General features: G+C 59.8%; 21 protein-coding genes. 9 read left to right on the top strand and 12 right to left on the bottom strand.

All coding sequences use genetic code 11. The features are described 5' to 3' along the window. Positions 1–75: 75 nt before the first annotated feature. Together ACR0KW_RS13615 and ACR0KW_RS13610 are read left to right on the top strand one after the other, a co-directional pair. Entirely contained in the window at positions 76–219 is a 144-nt protein-coding gene (locus ACR0KW_RS13615) for a hypothetical protein (RefSeq protein WP_480805471.1), read from the top strand. Positions 220–256: 37 nt separating this feature from the next. Beyond that, positions 257–448, top strand: a complete 192-nt coding sequence (locus tag ACR0KW_RS13610; RefSeq protein WP_480805470.1) for a hypothetical protein — start codon at positions 257–259, stop codon at positions 446–448. A gap of 31 nt (positions 449–479) precedes the next feature. On the opposite strand, the gene deoD is transcribed toward ACR0KW_RS13610, so the two are convergent. The 3 genes from deoD to ACR0KW_RS13595 form a co-directional block, all read right to left on the bottom strand. After that, entirely contained in the window at positions 480–1,193 is a 714-nt protein-coding gene (deoD, locus tag ACR0KW_RS13605; protein ID WP_480805469.1) for a purine-nucleoside phosphorylase, read from the bottom strand. 17 nt (positions 1,194–1,210) lie between these two features. Continuing rightward, positions 1,211–1,528 (bottom strand): H-NS histone family protein, encoded by a 318-nt coding sequence (locus ACR0KW_RS13600; RefSeq protein ID WP_170327167.1) that lies wholly within the window; start codon positions 1,526–1,528, stop codon positions 1,211–1,213. Positions 1,529–1,652: 124 nt separating this feature from the next. Beyond that, entirely contained in the window at positions 1,653–3,620 is a 1,968-nt protein-coding gene (locus tag ACR0KW_RS13595) for a methylmalonyl-CoA mutase family protein (protein ID WP_480805468.1), read from the bottom strand. Between the two features lie 146 nt (positions 3,621–3,766). Here ACR0KW_RS13595 and ACR0KW_RS13590 point away from each other — a divergent pair, with 146 nt between their 5' ends. The 7 genes from ACR0KW_RS13590 (at position 3,767) to ACR0KW_RS13560 (ending at position 10,678) form a co-directional block, all read left to right on the top strand. Next, positions 3,767–5,155 (top strand): 1-acyl-sn-glycerol-3-phosphate acyltransferase, encoded by a 1,389-nt coding sequence (locus tag ACR0KW_RS13590; RefSeq protein WP_480805467.1) that lies wholly within the window; start codon positions 3,767–3,769, stop codon positions 5,153–5,155. A gap of 112 nt (positions 5,156–5,267) precedes the next feature. Continuing rightward, positions 5,268–6,554 carry a crotonyl-CoA carboxylase/reductase gene (gene ccrA, locus ACR0KW_RS13585; protein WP_170327164.1) on the top strand — a complete coding sequence of 429 codons (1,287 nt, stop codon included), beginning with the start codon at positions 5,268–5,270 and terminating at the stop codon, positions 6,552–6,554. Positions 6,555–6,760: 206 nt separating this feature from the next. Then, positions 6,761–6,979 (top strand): hypothetical protein, encoded by a 219-nt coding sequence (locus ACR0KW_RS13580; RefSeq protein ID WP_170327049.1) that lies wholly within the window; start codon positions 6,761–6,763, stop codon positions 6,977–6,979. Beyond that, positions 6,918–7,637: a helix-turn-helix transcriptional regulator gene (locus ACR0KW_RS13575; RefSeq protein WP_480805466.1), complete on the top strand. Its 720-nt coding sequence runs from the start codon at positions 6,918–6,920 to the stop codon at positions 7,635–7,637. Before ACR0KW_RS13580 ends, ACR0KW_RS13575 begins: the two co-directional genes overlap by 62 nt. Before the next feature lie 84 nt (positions 7,638–7,721). Beyond that, a complete protein-coding gene (locus ACR0KW_RS13570; RefSeq protein WP_480805465.1) occupies positions 7,722–8,360 on the top strand; it encodes an acyl-homoserine-lactone synthase in 639 nt (212 codons plus the stop codon). Between the two features lie 60 nt (positions 8,361–8,420). Further along, positions 8,421–9,953, top strand: a complete 1,533-nt coding sequence (locus ACR0KW_RS13565) for an ATP-dependent DNA helicase (RefSeq protein WP_480805464.1) — start codon at positions 8,421–8,423, stop codon at positions 9,951–9,953. Then, positions 9,950–10,678, top strand: a complete 729-nt coding sequence (locus ACR0KW_RS13560) for an SDR family oxidoreductase (protein WP_480805463.1) — start codon at positions 9,950–9,952, stop codon at positions 10,676–10,678. Before ACR0KW_RS13565 ends, ACR0KW_RS13560 begins: the two co-directional genes overlap by 4 nt. Positions 10,679–10,681: 3 nt before the next feature. Here the strand turns inward: ACR0KW_RS13560 and ACR0KW_RS13555 are convergent, their stop codons facing one another. From ACR0KW_RS13555 to ACR0KW_RS13515, 9 genes are all read right to left on the bottom strand, one after another. Continuing rightward, positions 10,682–11,449, bottom strand: a complete 768-nt coding sequence (locus ACR0KW_RS13555; RefSeq protein ID WP_480805462.1) for a TIGR02186 family protein — start codon at positions 11,447–11,449, stop codon at positions 10,682–10,684. A 2-nt stretch (positions 11,450–11,451) separates the two neighbouring features. Beyond that, complete coding sequence (locus ACR0KW_RS13550) at positions 11,452–12,372, bottom strand: sulfite exporter TauE/SafE family protein (protein WP_170327158.1); 921 nt, start codon at positions 12,370–12,372, stop codon at positions 11,452–11,454. Between the two features lie 344 nt (positions 12,373–12,716). Then, complete coding sequence (locus tag ACR0KW_RS13545; protein ID WP_480805461.1) at positions 12,717–13,685, bottom strand: ABC transporter permease; 969 nt, start codon at positions 13,683–13,685, stop codon at positions 12,717–12,719. Further along, positions 13,685–14,779 (bottom strand): ABC transporter permease, encoded by a 1,095-nt coding sequence (locus tag ACR0KW_RS13540; protein WP_480805460.1) that lies wholly within the window; start codon positions 14,777–14,779, stop codon positions 13,685–13,687. The genes ACR0KW_RS13545 and ACR0KW_RS13540 overlap by 1 nt, the downstream gene beginning before the upstream one ends. 1 nt (position 14,780) lies before the next feature. Continuing rightward, positions 14,781–16,310: an ABC transporter ATP-binding protein gene (locus ACR0KW_RS13535; RefSeq protein WP_480805459.1), complete on the bottom strand. Its 1,530-nt coding sequence runs from the start codon at positions 16,308–16,310 to the stop codon at positions 14,781–14,783. An 87-nt stretch (positions 16,311–16,397) separates the two neighbouring features. Continuing rightward, positions 16,398–17,396: a BMP family lipoprotein gene (locus ACR0KW_RS13530; RefSeq protein ID WP_480805458.1), complete on the bottom strand. Its 999-nt coding sequence runs from the start codon at positions 17,394–17,396 to the stop codon at positions 16,398–16,400. Between the two features lie 159 nt (positions 17,397–17,555). Beyond that, positions 17,556–17,969: a GNAT family N-acetyltransferase gene (locus ACR0KW_RS13525; RefSeq protein WP_480805457.1), complete on the bottom strand. Its 414-nt coding sequence runs from the start codon at positions 17,967–17,969 to the stop codon at positions 17,556–17,558. Beyond that, on the bottom strand, positions 17,966–18,550 hold the full coding sequence (gene tsaB / locus ACR0KW_RS13520; protein ID WP_480805456.1) for a tRNA (adenosine(37)-N6)-threonylcarbamoyltransferase complex dimerization subunit type 1 TsaB: 585 nt from the start codon (positions 18,548–18,550) through the stop codon (positions 17,966–17,968). Before tsaB ends, ACR0KW_RS13525 begins: the two co-directional genes overlap by 4 nt. Continuing rightward, entirely contained in the window at positions 18,540–19,103 is a 564-nt protein-coding gene (locus ACR0KW_RS13515) for a NifU family protein (protein ID WP_170327151.1), read from the bottom strand. Before ACR0KW_RS13515 ends, tsaB begins: the two co-directional genes overlap by 11 nt. Positions 19,104–19,164 lie beyond the last annotated feature (61 nt).

Raw genomic sequence — 19,164 nt, 5'->3', positions numbered from 1 at the left:
TGCAATGCAAACTGTCCTGTTCAGGTCTAACTTGCCTGCAGGGAGGAGTGATGGAACCGAAACGGGATCGCTCCGATGCAAGAACAAAAAGCAGAAAACACCAAGGCAGCCGAAGCTCTGGCTTTGTTGGAACAGGCTTGGGCCTATTACACGCCAGAGGCAGTACAGGTTTCCGAAGAGCACGAACCAGAATTGTTCGAATACGCAAACGCCGCCTGACGCTTGAATTCACGCAGAGATTGGGCAATGCATAGACATGCCCATTCTGTTGCTTTTACTGGCCGCTGGCGTGTTCGCCTATTTCGTCTGGCGGTCGCGGACATCCTCTTTGACGCGCGACTGCCGATGGCGGCAGCACCGTAAGGAAGGTGTCTGGGTTTGCGCTTATTGCGGGGCGCGGCAAGAGGGGGTGACCTCTCCGACAACCTGTCTGCAGGGCAAACAGTAAACAACAGGGCGATGTCACGCCCTGTTTTTGTTTATGTGGCGTCGGGAAAAGCTGCCTGCAGGGCAATCTCGACCATGTCGCCAAAGCTGCTTTCGCGCTCCGACGATGGCAAAGCCTCACCCGTCAGCAGGTGATCGGACACGGTCAGAACGGCCAGAGCCCGGCAATTGTGACGCGCGGCGAGGATGTAAAGCTCGGCGGCTTCCATCTCGACTCCCAGAATGCCGTGCCGCACCATCTGTTCATTCAGATCGGGGCGTTCGTCGTAGAAGACATCCGACGAATAAATCCCACCGACATGAGTGGGTGTGCCTTTGGCTTCGGCAGCCTTGGCCGCGGCCTGCAAAAGGCCCCAATCGGCGCAGGGAGCGAAGTTCAGCTCTTTCAGGATGCCGCGCGATGGCGTGCTGAGCGTAGTCGACGTCATCGCCAGAATCACATCGCGAATTTCGACGCTGTCCTGCATCCCGCCGCACGACCCGATGCGGATCAGGGTCTTGGCGCCATAGTCGCGGATCAGCTCATTGGCATAGATCGAAAGCGACGGCATCCCCATGCCGCTGCCCTGAATGGTGACCGGGTTCCCCTTCCAGGTTCCGGTATAACCCAGCATGCCGCGCACGTTATTGACCAGTTCCGCATCCTGCAAAAACGTCTCGGCCGCCCATTTCGCCCGATACGGATCGCCGGGCATTAAAACGGTTTCAGCGATTTCGCCTTTTTCAGCACCAATATGAATTGTCATATTCGACCCATTTTCCGTCAGATTTCCAAATCTGCGATATCAGCGCCGGCATTCAATGCCTCGTGAACCCATTGCGGTTTGCGTCCACGGCCTGACCAGGTTTGTTCCGGGTTGGCCGGATTTTTATATTTCGCTCTGGTTTTTGCGCTTTTGGACGGCTTGGCTGCGCCATCCGAGAGTTCCGAAAGAGAAAACCCAAATTCCGCGGCGGCTTTTTCTGCGGCTTGCAGCGCCTCTTTACGCTCGCGCTTTTCCGCGCTTTTGAGTGCAGCTTCTACCTGGTCACGCAATTCCAGCAGTTCTTTGCGTGACATTTTCTCAAGGCTGATCGCCATTTCTTTCTCCATTCCGAAAAACGCCACGAATGGGCGTAATAGTCCACCGTATGTTCAAATCCGGTTTTTATCCATCCCTTACTAAAGGGCAATAGATTTGAAGGTGAAAATGGAAATGCGGCCGTTATTCGGCCGCAATATTCTGTGGATCGACCAGAGTCACGATATCGCCCATGATTGAATTCAGCTCAAAATTCTTGGGCGTATAGATTTTGGAAACGCCCATTGCTTTGAGTTTTGCTGCGTCTTCATCGGGAATGATCCCACCGACAACCACGGGAACATCGTCCAGACCGGCCTCGCGCAAGCGGTTCATAACATCCTGCACCAACGGGATATGGCTGCCGGACAGGATCGAAAGGCCAATCACATGGGCTTTGTCCTCGATCGCGGCAGCGATGATTTCGTCGGGCGTCAGGCGGATACCCTCATAGCTGATGTCCATGCCGCAGTCGCGGGCGCGGAAGGCGATCTGTTCGGCGCCGTTGGAGTGACCGTCCAATCCCGGTTTGCCCACCAGGAATTTCAGGCGCCGCCCCAGCTTGTCGCTAACCGCATCGACGGCGGCACGCAGGTCGTCCAGACCCTCGGTCTTGTTCGAGACAGATCCCGACACGCCGGTCGGACCGCGGTAGGTGCCGTACGCCTTGCGCATTTCTTCCGCCCATTCGCCGGTTGTGACGCCAGCCTTGGCGGCGGCAATTGAAGGCTCCATGACATTGGCTCCGGTCTGAGCTGCCTCGCGCAGCGCGGCCAGAGCGGCCGAAACGGCCGCATCGTCACGCTCTGTCCGCCACTCGTTCAGCCGGGCGATCTGTTCCTGTTCCACCGCCGGGTCGACAACCATGATGCCGCCATCTTCGGTCTGCAGCGGCGAGGGCTCACCCTCGGTCCATTTGTTCACGCCGACAACCACGGTTTCATTGCGTTCGATCCGGTTCAGACGTTCCGCATTCGAATCGACCAGGCGCGATTTCATGTATTCGATCGAGGCAACCGCACCACCCATCGAATCCAGATTCGCCAACTCGGCCCGTGCGCCTTCTTTCAGTTCCTCGACCTTGGCATCCACGGCCGGGTTGCCGTCAAACAGGTCGCCGTACTCCAGCAGGTCGGTCTCATAGGCCAGGATCTGTTGCATCCGCATCGACCATTGCTGATCCCACGGGCGGGGCAGGCCGAGCGCTTCATTCCATGCGGGAAGCTGCACCGCGCGAGCCCGCGCCTTTTTCGACAGGGTCACGGCCAGCATCTCGATCAGGATGCGGTAGACGTTGTTTTCCGGCTGCTGTTCAGTCAGACCCAGCGAGTTCACCTGCACCCCATAGCGGAAGCGGCGGAATTTGGGGTCTTCGACGCCGTAGCGATCTTTCAGAATCTCATCCCAAAGGTCCACGAAGGCGCGCATCTTGCACATCTCGGTGACGAAACGGATACCGGCGTTCACGAAGAACGATATCCGGCCGCAGAGCGCCGGGAAATCCTCGGCCGGGACACGGGGGCGCAGTTCGTCCAACACGGCGATGGCGGTGGCAAGCGCGTAAGCCAGCTCCTGCTCGGGTGTCGCGCCAGCTTCTTGCAGGTGATAGGAACACACGTTCATCGGGTTCCACTTGGGAACGTTGGTATAGCAATACTCGGCCACGTCCGCGATCATCTTCAGCGATGGTTTCGGCGGGCATACGTAGGTACCTCGGCTGAGATACTCCTTGATCAGGTCGTTCTGAACCGTGCCCTGCAGCTTGGACACATCCGCGTCCTGTTCCTCGGCCACCGCGATATACAGCGCCAGCAGCCACGGTGCTGTGGCGTTGATCGTCATCGAGGTGTTCATCTGCTCCAACGGAATCTGGTCGAACAGAACCCGCATGTCGCCCAGATGGCTGATCGGCACGCCCACCTTGCCGACCTCGCCCCGTGCCAGCGTATGGTCGCTGTCATACCCGGTCTGAGTCGGAAGATCGAAGGCCACCGACAGACCCGTCTGACCCTTGGCCAGATTCCCGCGATACAGCGCGTTCGACGCTTTGGCGGTGGAATGACCGGCATAGGTTCGAATGAGCCAGGGGCGATCTTTCTGCGTCTGCGTCATAGCGGGTCCTCGTGCATTGCGTGGGCAAGAAAATTACGTTCAAGGGTTCTAAAGCGCAATTTTCGGGATATGTCAATTCGCTGCGTCGCGGCATATATATGGTTCTTCAGATTGTAGGTGCCACGGTTTGGTGGCAGGGTGCGCGCATGACTCAGACCGTGGAACTTCCGCTTTGGCTGTTTTTGCTGATCCTGGTGTTTGCCGCGGTCACGCTGGCTTCGCATTTTCTGTTCCCATCGGTGCGCTGGTTTTTCCGCCGTCGTCTTGAACGTGCGGTCAAGCGCCTGAACAAACGTTTGCAGCGGCCGATTCAACCGTTCAAGCTGGCGCGGCGGCACGACATGATCCAACGGCTGATCTACGACCCGCAGGTCGGGCAGGCCGTTCAGAATTTTGCGCGCGAGGAACGTGTACCCGAGGCCGTGGCCTTTGAAACTGCCCGCCGCTATGCGCGCGAGATCGTTCCGTCCTTTTCCGCCGTGGCCTATTTCAGCGTCGCCATTCGTCTGACCCGGTTGCTTAGCAACGCGTTCTATAATGTGCGGCTCAGCTACATGGATGAGCAGGCACTGAGGGAAATCGACCCCGATGCCACCGTCGTGTTCGTCATGAATCACCGCAGCAACATGGACTATGTGCTGGTCACCTATCTGGCGGCGCAGCAATCGGCCTTGTCCTATGCAGTAGGCGAATGGGCGCGGGTCTGGCCGCTCAGCCGCCTGATCCGGGCAATGGGAGCTTACTTTATCCGCCGTAAATCGGGCAGCGAGCTGTATCGGCAGGTGCTGGCCTGTTACGTGCGCCACGCGACCGAGGCGGGGGTGACGCAGGCGATGTTCCCTGAGGGCGGCCTCAGCCTGACCGGCGCGCTGGCGCGACCCAAGCTTGGTCTGCTGAAATACATTATCGACGCAAGCGACCCCGACGGGCGCGACGTGGTCTTTGTGCCGGTTGCCCTGAATTATGATCGGGTGCTTGAGGATACGATCCTGACCAAGGCGGCCTTGGGCAATGAACGCCGGTTTCGCGCCCGCATCGGGGTGATCACGTGGTGGATCCTCAAACAGATCGGGCGACGATTGGTTGGACGCTATCAGCGATTCGGCGTGGCCTCGGTGCGGTATGGGCGGCCTGTTTCACTGCGAGCTTTCCGGGCGGATCACGACTCCAATTTGATGACGGATTTGGCGCGCGATCTGATGGTGGGCATCAAGGCGGCGATTCCGCTGGTTCCTGGGCCCGCTGCGTGCTGGCTGGTGCGCGAGAAGGGTGAGATCCCCGAAGAAGACGCCGTGCAGTTGATCGATCAGCTTTTACGACGCAACGGAACTTCGGCACCGTTGGAGCGCACAGCAATCGAGGCTGGCATCCAGAAATTGGTCGATCGACGCATTCTGAAACGCGAGAACGGGAAAATATCCTCGTCCGGTCAAAGGGTTGACCTTCTGGACTATTACGCAGCCTCGGCACCATTGGACGCGAAAACGGCTCTTGCTGCGCCCGCAAAAGAAATTTCTGCACCCGCTGGGTCATAAAATTACAAAATACACTCAAAAAATGTTGCAATATTTCTCTGCGGCCAATATCTCATCGGGTAGAGCACGCGATTCTGCATCGCGGCAATGAGTTTGAATAAAGGAGGCCAACATGGCTCTGGACACCGACAGCGGTATCGCGACTTACGACGCGCCGGAAAAAGACCTCTATGAGATGGGTGAAATCCCTCCGATGGGGTTTGTGCCCAAGAAAATGTACGCATGGGCGATCCGTAAAGAACGCCACGGCGAGCCGGACACCGCCATGGTGCAAGAAGTGGTGGACGTCCCCGAACTGGACAGCCACGAGGTGCTGGTGTTGGTGATGGCCGCGGGCGTGAACTACAACGGTGTCTGGGCCTCGCTGGGCAAGCCGATCTCGCCGTTTGACGGCCACAAGGCCCCTTATCACATCGCCGGTTCGGATGCGTCGGGCATCGTCTGGGCGGTAGGTTCGAAAGTAACCCGTTGGAAAGTCGGTGATGAGGTCGTCATCCACTGCAACCAGGATGATGGCGACGACGAAGAATGCAACGGTGGCGACCCAATGTATTCGCCCAGCCAGCGGATCTGGGGTTATGAGACGCCGGACGGGTCGTTCGCGCAGTTCACCAACGTTCAGGCGCAGCAGCTGATGCCGCGTCCCAAGCATCTGACCTGGGAAGAAAGCGCCTGTTACACGCTGACGCTGGCAACGGCCTACCGGATGCTGTTCGGTCACGAACCGCACGACCTGAAGCCGGGTCAGAACGTTCTGGTCTGGGGCGCGTCGGGCGGTCTGGGGTCTTATGCAATCCAGCTGATCAACACCGCAGGCGCCAACGCGATTGGTGTGATCTCGGATGAAAGCAAGCGCGACTTCGTCATGGGTCTGGGTGCCAAAGGTGTTCTGAACCGCAAGGACTTCAACTGCTGGGGCCAGCTGCCCACGGTCAACACGCCGGAATATGCCGAGTGGTTCAAAGAAGCCCGCAAGTTCGGCAAGGCCATCTGGGATATCACCGGCAAGGGCGTGAACGTCGATATGGTGTTTGAGCACCCGGGCGAAAGCACCTTCCCGGTCTCGACCTTCGTGGTGAAAAAGGGCGGCATGGTCGTCATCTGCGCCGGCACCACCGGCTATAACCTGACCTTCGACGTGCGGTACATGTGGATGCACCAGAAGCGCCTGCAGGGCTCGCACTTTGCGCACCTGAAACAGGCCGCCGCCGCCAACCAGCTGATGGTCGAGCGTCGCCTGGACCCCTGCATGTCGGAAGTGTTCTCGTGGAACGAACTGCCCGAGGCGCACATGAAGATGATGCGCAATGAGCATAAGCCGGGCAACATGTCGGTTCTGGTTCAGGCCCCGCAGACCGGAATGCGCACTCTGGAAGAGGTTCTGGACGCCCGCGGTTGAATCGCAGACAAATAAATTTCCGGCGCCCGCGAATCGTTTTATCGGCTCGCGGGCGTTGCTTTTTGAACAATAGGCCTATTCTTTTCAGCCGCTTAGCGACGCTAACCCCACTGTTTTTGGGGAGTAGAAACCAGTGAATAGCCTAAAAAACATTGCACATGTTATGGTTGTGTTAACCCTTCGTTAACCGTTTCGGAGAGACCCTGATGGCGCAGAATGAGTGGATACTGGACGTGTTGTCGGACCTCAACGCCTTCGCTGTTGAGAACGGTTTGATCGCGCTGGCCGAGCAGTTGGATGACACCAAGCTGATCGCCGCAGCCGAGATCGCGTCCAAGAAGGCTGAGGTACGGACGCCGGCGGATGGGAACAAAACTCGATATGAGCCAAGTCCTGGAGGGCTTGGAAAACACCAGCACGCTTGAAGAACTAAGCACCGTTGCTGTCCGATTGCGCGACAGGCTGAAGGTCGAACACCTCATTTACCATTGGGTCGATGGCGCCGGAGATCAATACGGCTATACGACCTATCCCGATGCCTGGGCCGAGCGCTATCAAGAGAGAAATTACCACCGGATCGATCCGGTCATTCTGGGCTGTTTTCAGCGGTTTCACCCGGTTGATTGGAAAACGCTGGACTGGTCCGGAAAGGTGGCCAAAGCCTTCCTAAAGGATGCGCAAAGTCACGGGGTAGGCAACCAAGGTTACTCGATCCCGATCCGTGGGCCGAAGGGGCAATTTGCCCTGTTCACCCTGAACCATTCTTGCGACGACGAAGCCTGGCAAAAATTCATCGACCAGTATGGTCGCGAACTGATTCTGATCGCGCATTACTTCAACCGCAAAGCGCTGGAATTCGAAAGTGATCGTCAGCCCGATTCCTCACGTGGCCTATCGCCGCGCGAAGTGGATGCGATGACCCTGCTTGCACTGGGCTACAGCCGGGCGCAGGTTGCCCATTCGCTGTCCATTTCCGAGCATACGCTGCGCGTTTACATCGAAAGCGCCCGCGCCAAACTTGGGGCGCAGAACACCACCCACGCCATCGCCACGGCGCTCAGCCGGGGATTAATAGTGGTTTAACAGGCGTACGCCCCACGAACCGGAAATTAACCGTGACTTTGTACCCCCTTCGTTCCTGCACAGGACGACAAGGGGAAAAAAGTCATGTTGCGCTATCTGTTTGCTGATGAGCTGTACAAGTTTCCGGACCTGGCCGACGGAATGTTCCGCGACCGCGCCGACCAGTTCAAAACCCGGCTGGGCTGGGATGTCCACGTTAACGAAAAAGGAGAGGAGCGGGATCAGTATGACGATCTGAACCCTCTGTACGTGATCTGGGAAGAAGAGGATGGGAGCCACGGCGGGTCCATGCGCGTTCTGCCGACGACCGGCCCTGTGATGGTGAATGAAATCTTCGGTCACCTGACCGGGGGCAAACCGATCTGCAGTCCTCTGATCTGGGAGGTAACCCGCTTTTGCCTGTCCCGCACGGCCAGCCCACATACGGCAGGGGCGATCATGCTCAGCGGTGGCGAGATGATGGAAGGGTTCGGCCTGACCCATATCGCCGGCGTCTTTGATGCGCGCATGATCCGGATTTACCGTCTGATCGGGTCTTCGCCTATTGTTCTGGGCTCTGAGGGGAAGGGGCGCGATCAGATTTCGGTGGGGCTGTGGCCCTATTCTGCCGACGATTGCAACCGTGTTGCCGAACGTGCGGGCATCCCGCGCGAGCTGTCGCGGCTGTGGTTCAAGACCGCCTTTGGCACCGGGCGGCAGCATCGATTTGCCCTGTCGGCCTGATCGCACGAAAACCCCAATCCCTCTCTGGTGATAGCGGGCGCGGCCCTGTAGGGTCGCGCCATGTCTATGCCCCCCGTGACCTTTTCCGAAGATCAGGCCGACGCCTATGACAGCATTGCCGAGATGCTGCGATCAGCCGGTGTTGACCTGGACGATGACGCCCTTCTGAAGCTGCCGGGGGCGGGGAAATCCGGTGTCATGGCGGTGATCGGCAAGGCGGGATCAGGCAAAACCTTGCTGCTGGCCGAGCTGTACAAGGCATTGGCCGAAACCGGGGCGCAAATCGTCTCGGGTGATTTCGAAAGCCGCAAGGCGAAGGAAAAGCGCAGTCTTGCAATTCTGGCACCCACCAACAAAGCGGCCAGCGTTTTGCGCCTGCGCGGCGTGCCTGCGACGACCATTCACCGCATCCTTTACACGCCGGTTTATGACCCGGAATACGAACGCATTGCCGAATGGCTGGCGGGTAACGACGAACGCCCCGAGATCGAAGGTCTGACGGATGAGGCGCTGGACCGCGCGGCGGCGTTTTATGAAAATAACAAATCTATCCCGGGTGCGCTGGCCGCTGCTGGTTTGCGCGGCTCGGATTTCATCACCGGCTGGAAACGCCGGGATGAGCCCTTGGATATCGGCTTCGTCGATGAGGCCTCGATGCTTGATGACCGCCAGTTCGAGGACCTGCAGGAAATCTTTCCGACTCTGCTGCTGTTTGGCGACCCGGCCCAGCTGGCCCCGGTCAACCAATCCGGTAGCATGGTGTTTGAGGCTCTGCCCGAGCCGCGCAAGCAGATCCTACATCGGGTTCACCGGCAGGACGCGGATAACCCGATCCTTGATCTTGCCCACGCGCTGGCCGACCCGCAAATGGGGTTTGAGGATTTCGAACGCCTGATCGAACAAACCGCCCGGCAGGACGACCGCGTGATCTGGGGCCAGCGGGTCGAGGTTGATCTGATGGCGCGCAGCCCGGTTCTGGTCTGGCGCAACGCGACACGCATCCGCTTGATTCAGGCGTTCCGGCATGTCCACGGCGCGCCGGATACCGAGTTGCTGGAAGGCGAGCCGCTGATCTGCGACGGAATCGAATTGCCTCTGAAACACCGTAAGAAACGGTTGGATCTTGAGGCGCGCGGGCTGATCAAGGGCGCCCAAGTCATCTATCTGGGGCCGGGGCGCAAGCCGGGGTTTTCGCGCCTGCACGTGATGGGGGCCGAAGACCCGCAGGTCAGCGCCGCCTCCATCGTCAAGATCGAGAAGCCGGATGAGGAAGAACCCTTTATCCCTTTTGCCGCCCGCATGGGCGCGACCTTTCTGCATGGCGCAGCGGTGACCATCCACAAGGCGCAGGGCTCGCAATGGGATACGGTGCAGGTGTTTGCGCCGGACATTTACGCCGCCGCCCGCATGGGTCGGACCGAGGCCGGACAGCCGCTGTGGAAGCGCTTGGCCTATGTGGCCATCACCCGCGCACAAGAGCGCCTGATATGGGTGGTGCGCAACCGTCTGGCTAAACCTACCCATCCATTGCGGGTGGACGACCTGCGCGCCGTCCCGGCGGCATCGTTGACTTTGGAGGCCGAAGAGACATGAGCACCATCATCGTAACCGGCGCAAGCTCGGGCATCGGGCGGGCCACGGCGGAACTGTTCCTGGCCGAGGGCTGGACGGTTGGTCTGCTGGCCCGTAGTGCGGATAAACTGCACCAGATGGCCTCTGGCCACGACACTGCCGTCCCGCTGGTTGCGGATGTGACCGATCCGGATGCGGTTCAGACCGCGTTCCAAACCTTTCAGGACAAGAACGGACGTCTGGACGTTCTGTTCAACAATGCAGGCATTTTCGCGCCCGGTGGCACGATTGATGAGATTGCGCTAGAGGACTGGTATCAAAGCGTCAACGTCAACCTGAACGGCATGTTCCTGAGCGCGCGCGAGGCGTTTCGGATCATGCGCCACCAGTCGCCCCAAGGTGGGCGCATCATCAACAACGGCTCGATTGCTGCCTATGTGCCGCGGCCAAACTCGGTGCATTACTCGGCCACGAAACATGCCATCACCGGTCTGACACGCAGCCTGTCTCTGGACGGGCGCGACTTCGGTATCGCCTGTGGTCAGATTGATATCGGCAATGCGCGCACGCAAATGGTACAGGGGTTGGTGGATGCAGCCGTCGAGGCCGGGCAGCAACCCGACCCGACCATGGCCGTCGAGGACGCGGCACGCTCGGTGCTGCATATGGCTAACCTGCCGCCCGAGGCCAATGTGCAGTTCATGACCGTGATGGCCACGACGATGCCCTATATCGGCCGCGGGTAGGCGTCAGTTTTCGCGCAGCAGTCGGAATGCGGTGGACGCGCCCCAACCGGCTGCAATGGCAATAACCAGTGACATCAGCCCGTACCAGACCGGTTGCTGGCGGGACAGGTTATAGAGGAACCTCTCCAACCCCACCTTGCGCACGTCGATTGTAGTCTCGAACTGCGAGACGACCTCTCTGCCGCGGGTCAGGAAAATACGCGCCTTGTAGTCGCCCTCGGTCAGGTCGGCGGGCATTGCGATCGAAGTACGGAACAGGGTCTGTTCGTCCACCGCCACGGTGTTTTCGCGGATCGAATACAGCCCCTCATCCTCGCGGATACGCACTACGGCGTCCGCGAAAGACTGTGCGCCACGGATATGCATTGCCGCCCCGACCGAGCGGATGGCCCGTTCAATTGAAATGCGATAGCGCAGGTCCTCGGTATCCGAGAGGATATCGTCCAGCGGCCCGCTGGTGGCTACGGCGTAAAAGCTGGGCGCAAGGTCGACCAGAACGCTATCGGTATTGACCCAGATCCCAAGTTTGCGAGCCTTGCGCCGGACCATCACCGGGCTGGACGGCCCAGCTACGGCCACGATCACCTCAAGCGGCGGGCCGGGCGGAATGGGTGTTTCCCGTTTGACGGCCCCAAAGATCAGAATTTCCGAGCCATCAAAGGTCGCGGTGATGGCAACGCGATCCTGGCTAAGACCCAGCACAACCTGCTCGTCCACCGCAAGGGCAGGGGTGCAGCACAGGACCAGCAGGGCAATCAGGCGTTTCAGCATGATCAGTGCCCCCCTTCGCTGCCGAGGGAATAGAGCTCGGACGGTTCAATCAGCAGGTCCAGCGCCAGCTTGCCGCAGACCACCAGAACCAAAGCTGCCAGAAGTACCCGCAGTTGCTCGGCCGGCATCCGCGCGCCGATCACCGTGCCGATCTGTGCGCCCACGACGCCCCCGACCAGCAGCAGAACCGCAAGAACGATATCGACCGTATAGTTCGTGGTGGCGTGCAGCATGGTGGTGAAAGCCGTCACGAAGATGATCTGAAACAGCGAGGTGCCAACCACGACCTTGGTGGGCATGCCCAGCAGGTAGATCATCGCAGGTACCATGATAAAGCCGCCGCCGACCCCCATGATCGCCGAAAGCACACCGACGCACAGCCCGACCATCATCGGCGGAATAACCGAGATATAGAGGCCTGAGGTGCGAAAGCGCATCTTGAACGGCATGGCATGAACCCAGCCGCGCTGACGTCGTTTTGCGGGCGCACCGCCGCCCTTTTTGGCCTTACGCAGCGCGCGCAGGCTTTCGATGAACATCAGGCTGCCGACCACACCAAGGAAGACGACGTAACACAGCGTCACCAGCAGATCGACCTGGCCCAGGCTTTTTAGATAGTTGAACACCACCACGCCAAGGGCCGCGCCCATTAACCCCCCGGTTAACAGGACAGTGCCCATTCTCAGGTCCACCGTCCTTCGTCGGAAATGTGCCAAGACACCGGAAAAGGATGAGGCAACGATCTGGTTGGCTTCGGTTGCGACGGCGACGGCTGGGGGGATGCCGATGAAAAACAGCAGCGGCGTCATCAGGAATCCGCCGCCCACGCCGAACATGCCGGACAGGATGCCGACCATCCCGCCTAGCCCCAACAGCAGAAAGGCATTGACGGAGACTTCGGCGATAGGAAGGTAAATCTGCATATGGAATTACCGGATGAGACCGGACGCGCCACCTTGGGTGACCCGGACTGTCTCAAACCATTGGGGTGAGGCGTTTATGCGGCGCACCGGGGACAAACCCCACGGCCACATGGCGAATATCGTACGCTCGGGTAGACACCCGAATTTCCGATTTGGCTGAAGAATAGGAAGACACCCGGAAGGCGGGCGTTCTTGTGTTTCCGGCACCCTGATGTGGGAAGATCCGATCTGGGCTATCAAAGGAAACACACTCATACCCCTTTAGAGCGGTTGCCGCATGCAAAATCAACTCTGCATGCGGCACTGCGGCGAACTGGACCGACAGGTGTTCGGAACTGGACCTGTCAGCGCTCTTTCACATATGGCTCGCCACCGGCGCGCGGTGGCACGGCTTTGCCGACGAACCCGGCCAGAATGACCACGGTCAGGATATAGGGCAAGGCGTCCATGACCTGAACCGGGATGACCACGCCGCCCAGATCGATGTTCTGGAACCGCAGCGCAATCGCCTGCAGCAGACCGAACAGAAGACAAGCCCACATCGCGTGCCATGGCCGCCACTTTGCAAAGATCAGCGCGGCCAGGGCGATGAACCCGCGACCGGCAGTCATTTCCTTGACGAAACCGGCCTGCAGGGCGGTAGCCAGATAGGCCCCCGCGATCCCGCACAGCACGCCGCAAATGGCGACGGCGGCAAAGCGCAGACCGACGACGGACACACCGGCGGTATCCACGGCTGCCGGGTTTTCTCCAACGGCACGAAGACGCAGGCCGAACCGGGTGCGGTACAGAATCCACCATGTCAACGGGACCATAAGGAAGGCCACGTAGACCAGAATGGAATGGCCCGAGAGCAGCTCGGAATAGATCGGGCCGATCACCGGGGCGTCGCTCAGCGCCTCGGCAAAGGGGAAGTTGATCGGCTCAAACCGGCCTCCGCCAAACAATGACGGGGTTCGACCGCCCTGTTTGAACCAACTTTGCGCGACCAGCACCGTCAGGCCCGAGGCCAGAAAATTGATGGCAACGCCCGAAATCAGCTGATTGCCGCGGAAAGTGATCGAGGCCACCCCATGCAACGCAGACAGGAGCAGCGACGCCCCGATCCCGGCCAGCAGCCCTAGCCAGACCGATCCGGTCACGGCGGCTACCGCAGCCGAGAAAAACGCCGACATAAGCATCTTGCCTTCAAGGCCAATGTCGAAAATGCCCGCGCGTTCGGAATACAACCCCGCCAGACAGGCCAGCAGCAGCGGCGTGGCCAGACGGATGGTTGAATCGAGGACCTGGATGAGTGTAATGAAGAACTCCATCACTCTGCCCCCTTCCGCAGGCTCAGGAACAGCTTTTCAAGCGGCATCCTGACCATGTTGTCCAACGCTCCGGTAAACAGGATCACCAGCGCCTGAATGACCACGATCAATTCACGCGGGATTGAGGTCCACAACGCCAGCTCGGCGCCGCCCTGATAGAGGAACCCGAACAGCAGCGCCGCCAGGAATACGCCAAACGGATGCGACCGCCCCATCAGCGCCACAGCGATGCCGATAAAGCCCGCGCCTTCGGTGGAATTGAGAACCAGCCGTTCGGCCTCGCCCATTACGTTGTTGATGGCCATCATGCCTGCCAGAGCGCCCGAGATCAGCATGGCGACGATGGTGATGCGAACCGGTGAAATCCCGGCATAGACGGCCCCGGTTTCCGAATGGCCATAGGCACGTATTTCATAGCCCAGCCGCGTTCGCCAGATCAGTGCCCAGACGACGAAACAGGCCAGAACCGCCACGAAGAACGAGATATTTGCAGGCGCACCCCGGAACACCACGTTTTCGGCGGTCGAGAACATCGACTGGAAGGTCGGAAGGTGCACCGCCTCGGGGAAACGTGCCGTTGCGGGGTCTTGCGAGCCTTGCGGGCGCATCACGTTGACCAGCATATAGTTCAGGAAGGCCGCCGCGATGAAGTTGAACATGATCGTAGTGATCACGATATGGCTGCCGCGTTTGGCCTGCAAATAGGCCGGGATCGCGGCCCAAGCGGCACCGAAAAGAGCTGCTGCAAGCCCGGCGCCAAGCAAGGCAATGCTCCAATGCGGCCACGGGATGTAGAGGCAGACCATGGCAACGCCAAGCCCGCCCAGCATCGCCTGACCTTCACCACCGATGTTAAACAGGCGGGCGTGGAAGGCCACGGCCACCGCAAGCCCGGTAAACATGAAGTTGGTCGCGTAATAGAGCGTATACCCCCAGCCATAGGTCGACCCCAACGCGCCGGTGACCATCAGGTTCACCGCCTCGACCGGGTTCTCACCGATGGCGAGGATCACCAGCGCTGAAAGGATTGTGGCCAGAATCAAGCTGATCAGCGGGATCAGAACGACATCGGCCCATTTGGGCATTTTATCCATGTTACGCGGCCTCTCCCGCAACACCGGCCATCAGCAGGCCCAGTTCTTTTTCATCTGTCTCATGAGGCAGGCGTTCGCCCATGATATGTCCGTCAAACATCACCGCGATCCGGTCGGACAGCGAGAAGATTTCCTCAAGCTCCACCGAGACCAGCAGGATCGCCTTGCCCTGATCGCGCAAGGCGACGATCTGTTTGTGAATGAACTCGATCGCGCCGATGTCCACACCACGGGTGGGCTGGCCGACCAGCAACAGGTCCGGGTTGCGTTCAATTTCGCGCGCGACGACGATTTTCTGCTGGTTGCCGCCCGAGAAGCTTTTGGCGGTCAGCCAGCCATTGGGCGGGCGCACATCGAATTTCTCGATTTTGGCTTCGGTGTCGGCGCGCAGGGCGGCGTTGTCCATGAAGATACCGCGCTGATAGGCGGGGTCGCGGTGATAACCGAAGGCCACGTTCTCCCACGCGTGGAAGTCCATGATCAGCCCTTCGCGCTGGCGATCTTCAGGCACGTGGGCGATGTGTTGCGCGCGGCGGGCCTGTCCGTCAGACCCGTGCCCGCTGAGCGCCAGAGGCGCGCCGTTCAGCTTGATCGAGCCCTGACCCGGACGCATCCCGCCCAGAACTTCCAGCAGTTCCGACTGGCCATTGCCTGCAACACCCGCAATGCCGACGATTTCACCGGCACGGACGCTCAGATCGATGCCCTTGACCCGCTCGACGCCTGCCTGATCGAAGACGCGCAGGTTTTCGACCTCAAGAATGGGTTTGCCGGGCTTCGCAGGCACCTTGTCCACCTGCAGCAGAACCTTGCGGCCGACCATCAGTTCGGCCAGCTCTTCGGGGCTGGTCTCAGCCGTCTTGACCGTCGCCGTCATCTGTCCGCGCCGCATGACCGAGACGGTGTCAGTGTTTTCCATGATCTCGCGCAGTTTATGCGTGATCACGATGATCGTTTTCCCTTCGGCCCGCAGCCGGTCGAGGATGCGGAACAATTGATCCGCCTCGGCCGGGGTTAGCACGCCGGTGGGTTCATCAAGGATCAGGATCTCGGCCTTGCGGTACAGCGCCTTCAGGATCTCGACCCGCTGTTGCATCCCCACGCCGATCTCGTCGATGCGTTTGTCGGGGTCGACGAACAGCTCGTATTCTTCTTCCAGTTCTTTCAGCTCTTTACGGGCCTTGGCCAGAGACGGGGCCAGCAGCCCGCCGTCCTCGGCACCCAGAACGATGTTTTCCAGAACGGTGAAATTCTCGACCAGTTTGAAATGCTGGAACACCATCCCGATGCCAGCCGCAATCGCGGCCTGACTGTCAGGGATATCGGTCTTGGTGCCGTTGATCCAGATCTCGCCTTTATCGGCTTTGTAAAACCCGTAGAGAATGCTCATCAGCGTTGATTTGCCCGCACCGTTTTCACCGATGATCCCGTGGATCGTGCCGGGGGCGACGCTGATGGAAATGTCTTTGTTGGCCTGAACCGGCCCAAAGGCTTTGGAAATCCCTTTGAGCTCAATGGCGGGGACGGTCATGTCTTGTCCTCAGATTGCCGAAGGGCCGCGCGAACCGCGCAGCAGAGTGGATGCGAGGCGGAGGTCAAACCCCCGCCCCGCGCGATATCAGAACTGCAGTGCCGGGCAGCTGTCGTTCTCGTAATAGCTGACAACGCTGACGTTGCCGTCGATGATGTCCTGACGGGCTTTTTCAACGGCTGCTTTCATCTCATCCGAGACCAGCGCGGCGTTGTTTTCGTCCATCGCGACACCAACACCGTCTTCGGCCAGACCCATGGCGAATACGCCGGTTTCCAGATTGTCACCTGCGTTCATCGCGTCGTAGACGGCGACGTCAACGCGTTTCAGCATCGAGGTCAGAACCTTGCCCGGGTGCAGGTGGTTCTGGTTGCTGTCCACGCCGATCGACAGGATACCTTCGTCGGCTGCGGTTTGCAGAACACCAACGCCGGTGCCGCCAGCCGCGGCATAGACCACGTCAGCGCCCTGGCTGATCTGCGCCTTGGTCAGCTCGGAACCCTTAACCGGGTCATTCCATGCGGCCGGGGTGGTGCCGGTCATGTTTGCAACCACGTTGATATCCGGGTTCACCGCTTTGGCGCCTTGCGCGTAGCCGCAGCCGAAGTGGCGGATCAGCGGAACATCCATACCGCCGATGAAACCAATGGTGCCGGATTCCGAGGCCATGGCGGCCATCATGCCGACCAGATACGAGCCTTCATGCTCGGCAAAGCCAACCTGACGCAGGTTCGGTGCGTCCAGCCAGTTCACGTCGACCACGACAAATTTCGTGTCGGGGTAATCAGCTACAACCGTGCTGAGCGGATCGGCCATTGCGAAACCCATGGTGATGATCGGGCTCAGACCAGCCTCGGCAAAGCGGCGCAGGGCCTGCTCGCGCTGGGCTTCAGACTGCAGTTCGATCTCACGGTAGGTGCCGCCTGTTTCTTCGGCCCAACGCGACGCGCCGTTATGCGCGGCTTCGTTGAACGACTTGTCGAACTTTCCGCCCAGGTCAAAGATCAGGGCCGGTTCGGCCAGCGCCGCACCAGCAGTCAGCGCGACGGCGGCGGCAGCGCCCATCAAGGATTTCATCAGGGTCATTTCATACTCCCGTTTGTTATTGTCGGTCGGGGCCAAGATAGCCCCGTTTACCCACTGTGAGCGAGCATAACTGTTGTGATGGCGGGAATTAAGGGCGTTTGCAACCGGTGCGGTCAACTGATTTTTGACCGAATGGTCGAAAAAATACAGCCTTGGCGCTCAGACCAGGTTGCATTCCATGACGATGGCGTCGATTTTTTCAGCGTTTTCCCGTAAATAGTAGCCCTTGCGCAGGCCGCAGGGCGTGTATCCACACCGCTCATACAGGGCAATGGCGGGGTAATTGTTTGACGCGACGTCCAGAAAGGCGCGGGTTGCGCCCAGATTACGGGCCTTCGCGTGCCATTCTCTTATTGATTTCAGCGCCAGACCCTGCCGTTGATGGCTGGGATGGGTCGCGATTGTCAGTAGTTCCGCCTCATCCGCTATGACTTGGAACAAGGCAAAAGATTCAGTGTTCCCAACAACATGGTTGAACCGGTTGTCCAGCAGATCGGCGAATTCCCGATCCGTCCAAGGGCGCGACTGGGTAAAGGCCGCCGCGTGGGTATGGGCCAGGTCCTGCGGGGTCATCCGTCCAGCAATGCGGGGGGCGTGTCTTTCGACGGGGCCGCATCCGCAGGCCGCACATACAGCGGGGCCGGGGGAGTTGTGACGCTCTGCCAGTTTTGCGCCGCCAGCCGGGCGATGGCCCGCACCTGAGCGTCTGCATCGTCGTTCAGGATCAGGTCCCCGAGTGATTCTGCCTGCTCCTGCGCTATTAGCGCCGGATCTTGCCCGTGCAGCGCGACATAGAACTGTTCGCGCGGGGCGCGGATTGCGGGCAGCCCGTCCCCGGTTGCGGCCAACGCGTCGAAGCCCGAAACTCCTACGGCCGGAATTCCAAGACCCAAGGCCAATCCCCGCGCGGCAGAGACCGAGATACGGATGCCGGTGAAATTCCCCGGACCGATCCCAACGCCAATGGCCGTCAGGTCGCGCCAGGTGCAGTCCGCTTCGGCCAGAACCTCTTCCAACAGCGGCATCAGCCGTTCGGCCTGACCGCGCGACATGGACTCGGTGCGGGACACAAGGATGCTGTCACCCCGCAACAAAGCGGCCGCGCAATGCGCGGCCGATGTATCAAACGCCAGAATCAGTGGATCAGACGGCAACGGGGCGCACCTCGGTCACCTCTGGGATGTAGTGGCGCAGCAGGTTCTCGATCCCCATTTTCAGCGTCAGGGTCGAGGACGGGCAGCCCGCACAGGCACCCTGCATGTGCAGGTAAACAACACCCCGGTCGAATCCGTGGAAGGTGATGTCACCCCCATCCTGAGCCACCGCTGGACGCACGCGGCTGTCCAGCAGATCTTTGATCTGATTGACGATTTCCGCGTCTTCACCAGTGTGTTCGGCATGACCCGATGCAGCCTGAGCGTCCGAGCCCAGAACTGGCTGACCGGACTGGAAATGCTCCATCACTGCGCCCAGAATGGCGGGTTTGATGTGATCCCACTGAACGTCGTCAGATTTGGTCACGGTCACAAAGTCATTGCCCAGGAAAACGCCGGTCACACCGTTGACTGCGAAGATGCGCTTGGCCAGGGGCGATCTCTCGCCGGCTTCCGCCGAAGGGAAGTCTGCGGTTCCGGCCTCCAGAACGATCTGGCCGGGCAGGAATTTCAGCGTTGCGGGGTTCGGCGTGGATTCGGTCTGGATGAACATGTCACGGCTCCGTTTCAGTTGTGACTGATATGCGGGCCCGCGCCGGGGAAGTCAAGATTTG

This window comes from Ruegeria sp. CG11 (assembly GCF_056537245.1).
Note: the sequence above shows the minus strand (reverse complement) of the source record. Positions and strands in the feature narration are given on the sequence as shown.

Coding starts and splice junctions, on each gene's coding strand:
- ccrA (WP_170327164.1), top strand. CDS start 5,268: ATGGCTCTGGACACCGACAGCGGTATCGCGACTTACGACGCGCCGGAA.
- deoD (WP_480805469.1), bottom strand. CDS start 1,193: ATGACAATTCATATTGGTGCTGAAAAAGGCGAAATCGCTGAAACCGTT.
- ACR0KW_RS13590 (WP_480805467.1), top strand. CDS start 3,767: ATGACTCAGACCGTGGAACTTCCGCTTTGGCTGTTTTTGCTGATCCTG.
- ACR0KW_RS13540 (WP_480805460.1), bottom strand. CDS start 14,779: ATGGATAAAATGCCCAAATGGGCCGATGTCGTTCTGATCCCGCTGATC.
- ACR0KW_RS13535 (WP_480805459.1), bottom strand. CDS start 16,310: ATGACCGTCCCCGCCATTGAGCTCAAAGGGATTTCCAAAGCCTTTGGG.
- ACR0KW_RS13560 (WP_480805463.1), top strand. CDS start 9,950: ATGAGCACCATCATCGTAACCGGCGCAAGCTCGGGCATCGGGCGGGCC.
- ACR0KW_RS13530 (WP_480805458.1), bottom strand. CDS start 17,396: ATGACCCTGATGAAATCCTTGATGGGCGCTGCCGCCGCCGTCGCGCTG.
- ACR0KW_RS13570 (WP_480805465.1), top strand. CDS start 7,722: ATGTTGCGCTATCTGTTTGCTGATGAGCTGTACAAGTTTCCGGACCTG.
- ACR0KW_RS13515 (WP_170327151.1), bottom strand. CDS start 19,103: ATGTTCATCCAGACCGAATCCACGCCGAACCCCGCAACGCTGAAATTC.
- ACR0KW_RS13545 (WP_480805461.1), bottom strand. CDS start 13,685: ATGGAGTTCTTCATTACACTCATCCAGGTCCTCGATTCAACCATCCGT.
- ACR0KW_RS13595 (WP_480805468.1), bottom strand. CDS start 3,620: ATGACGCAGACGCAGAAAGATCGCCCCTGGCTCATTCGAACCTATGCC.
- ACR0KW_RS13580 (WP_170327049.1), top strand. CDS start 6,761: ATGGCGCAGAATGAGTGGATACTGGACGTGTTGTCGGACCTCAACGCC.
- ACR0KW_RS13575 (WP_480805466.1), top strand. CDS start 6,918: ATGGGAACAAAACTCGATATGAGCCAAGTCCTGGAGGGCTTGGAAAAC.
- ACR0KW_RS13610 (WP_480805470.1), top strand. CDS start 257: ATGCCCATTCTGTTGCTTTTACTGGCCGCTGGCGTGTTCGCCTATTTC.
- ACR0KW_RS13565 (WP_480805464.1), top strand. CDS start 8,421: ATGTCTATGCCCCCCGTGACCTTTTCCGAAGATCAGGCCGACGCCTAT.
- ACR0KW_RS13600 (WP_170327167.1), bottom strand. CDS start 1,528: ATGGCGATCAGCCTTGAGAAAATGTCACGCAAAGAACTGCTGGAATTG.
- ACR0KW_RS13615 (WP_480805471.1), top strand. CDS start 76: ATGCAAGAACAAAAAGCAGAAAACACCAAGGCAGCCGAAGCTCTGGCT.
- ACR0KW_RS13550 (WP_170327158.1), bottom strand. CDS start 12,372: ATGCAGATTTACCTTCCTATCGCCGAAGTCTCCGTCAATGCCTTTCTG.
- ACR0KW_RS13555 (WP_480805462.1), bottom strand. CDS start 11,449: ATGCTGAAACGCCTGATTGCCCTGCTGGTCCTGTGCTGCACCCCTGCC.
- ACR0KW_RS13525 (WP_480805457.1), bottom strand. CDS start 17,969: ATGACCCCGCAGGACCTGGCCCATACCCACGCGGCGGCCTTTACCCAG.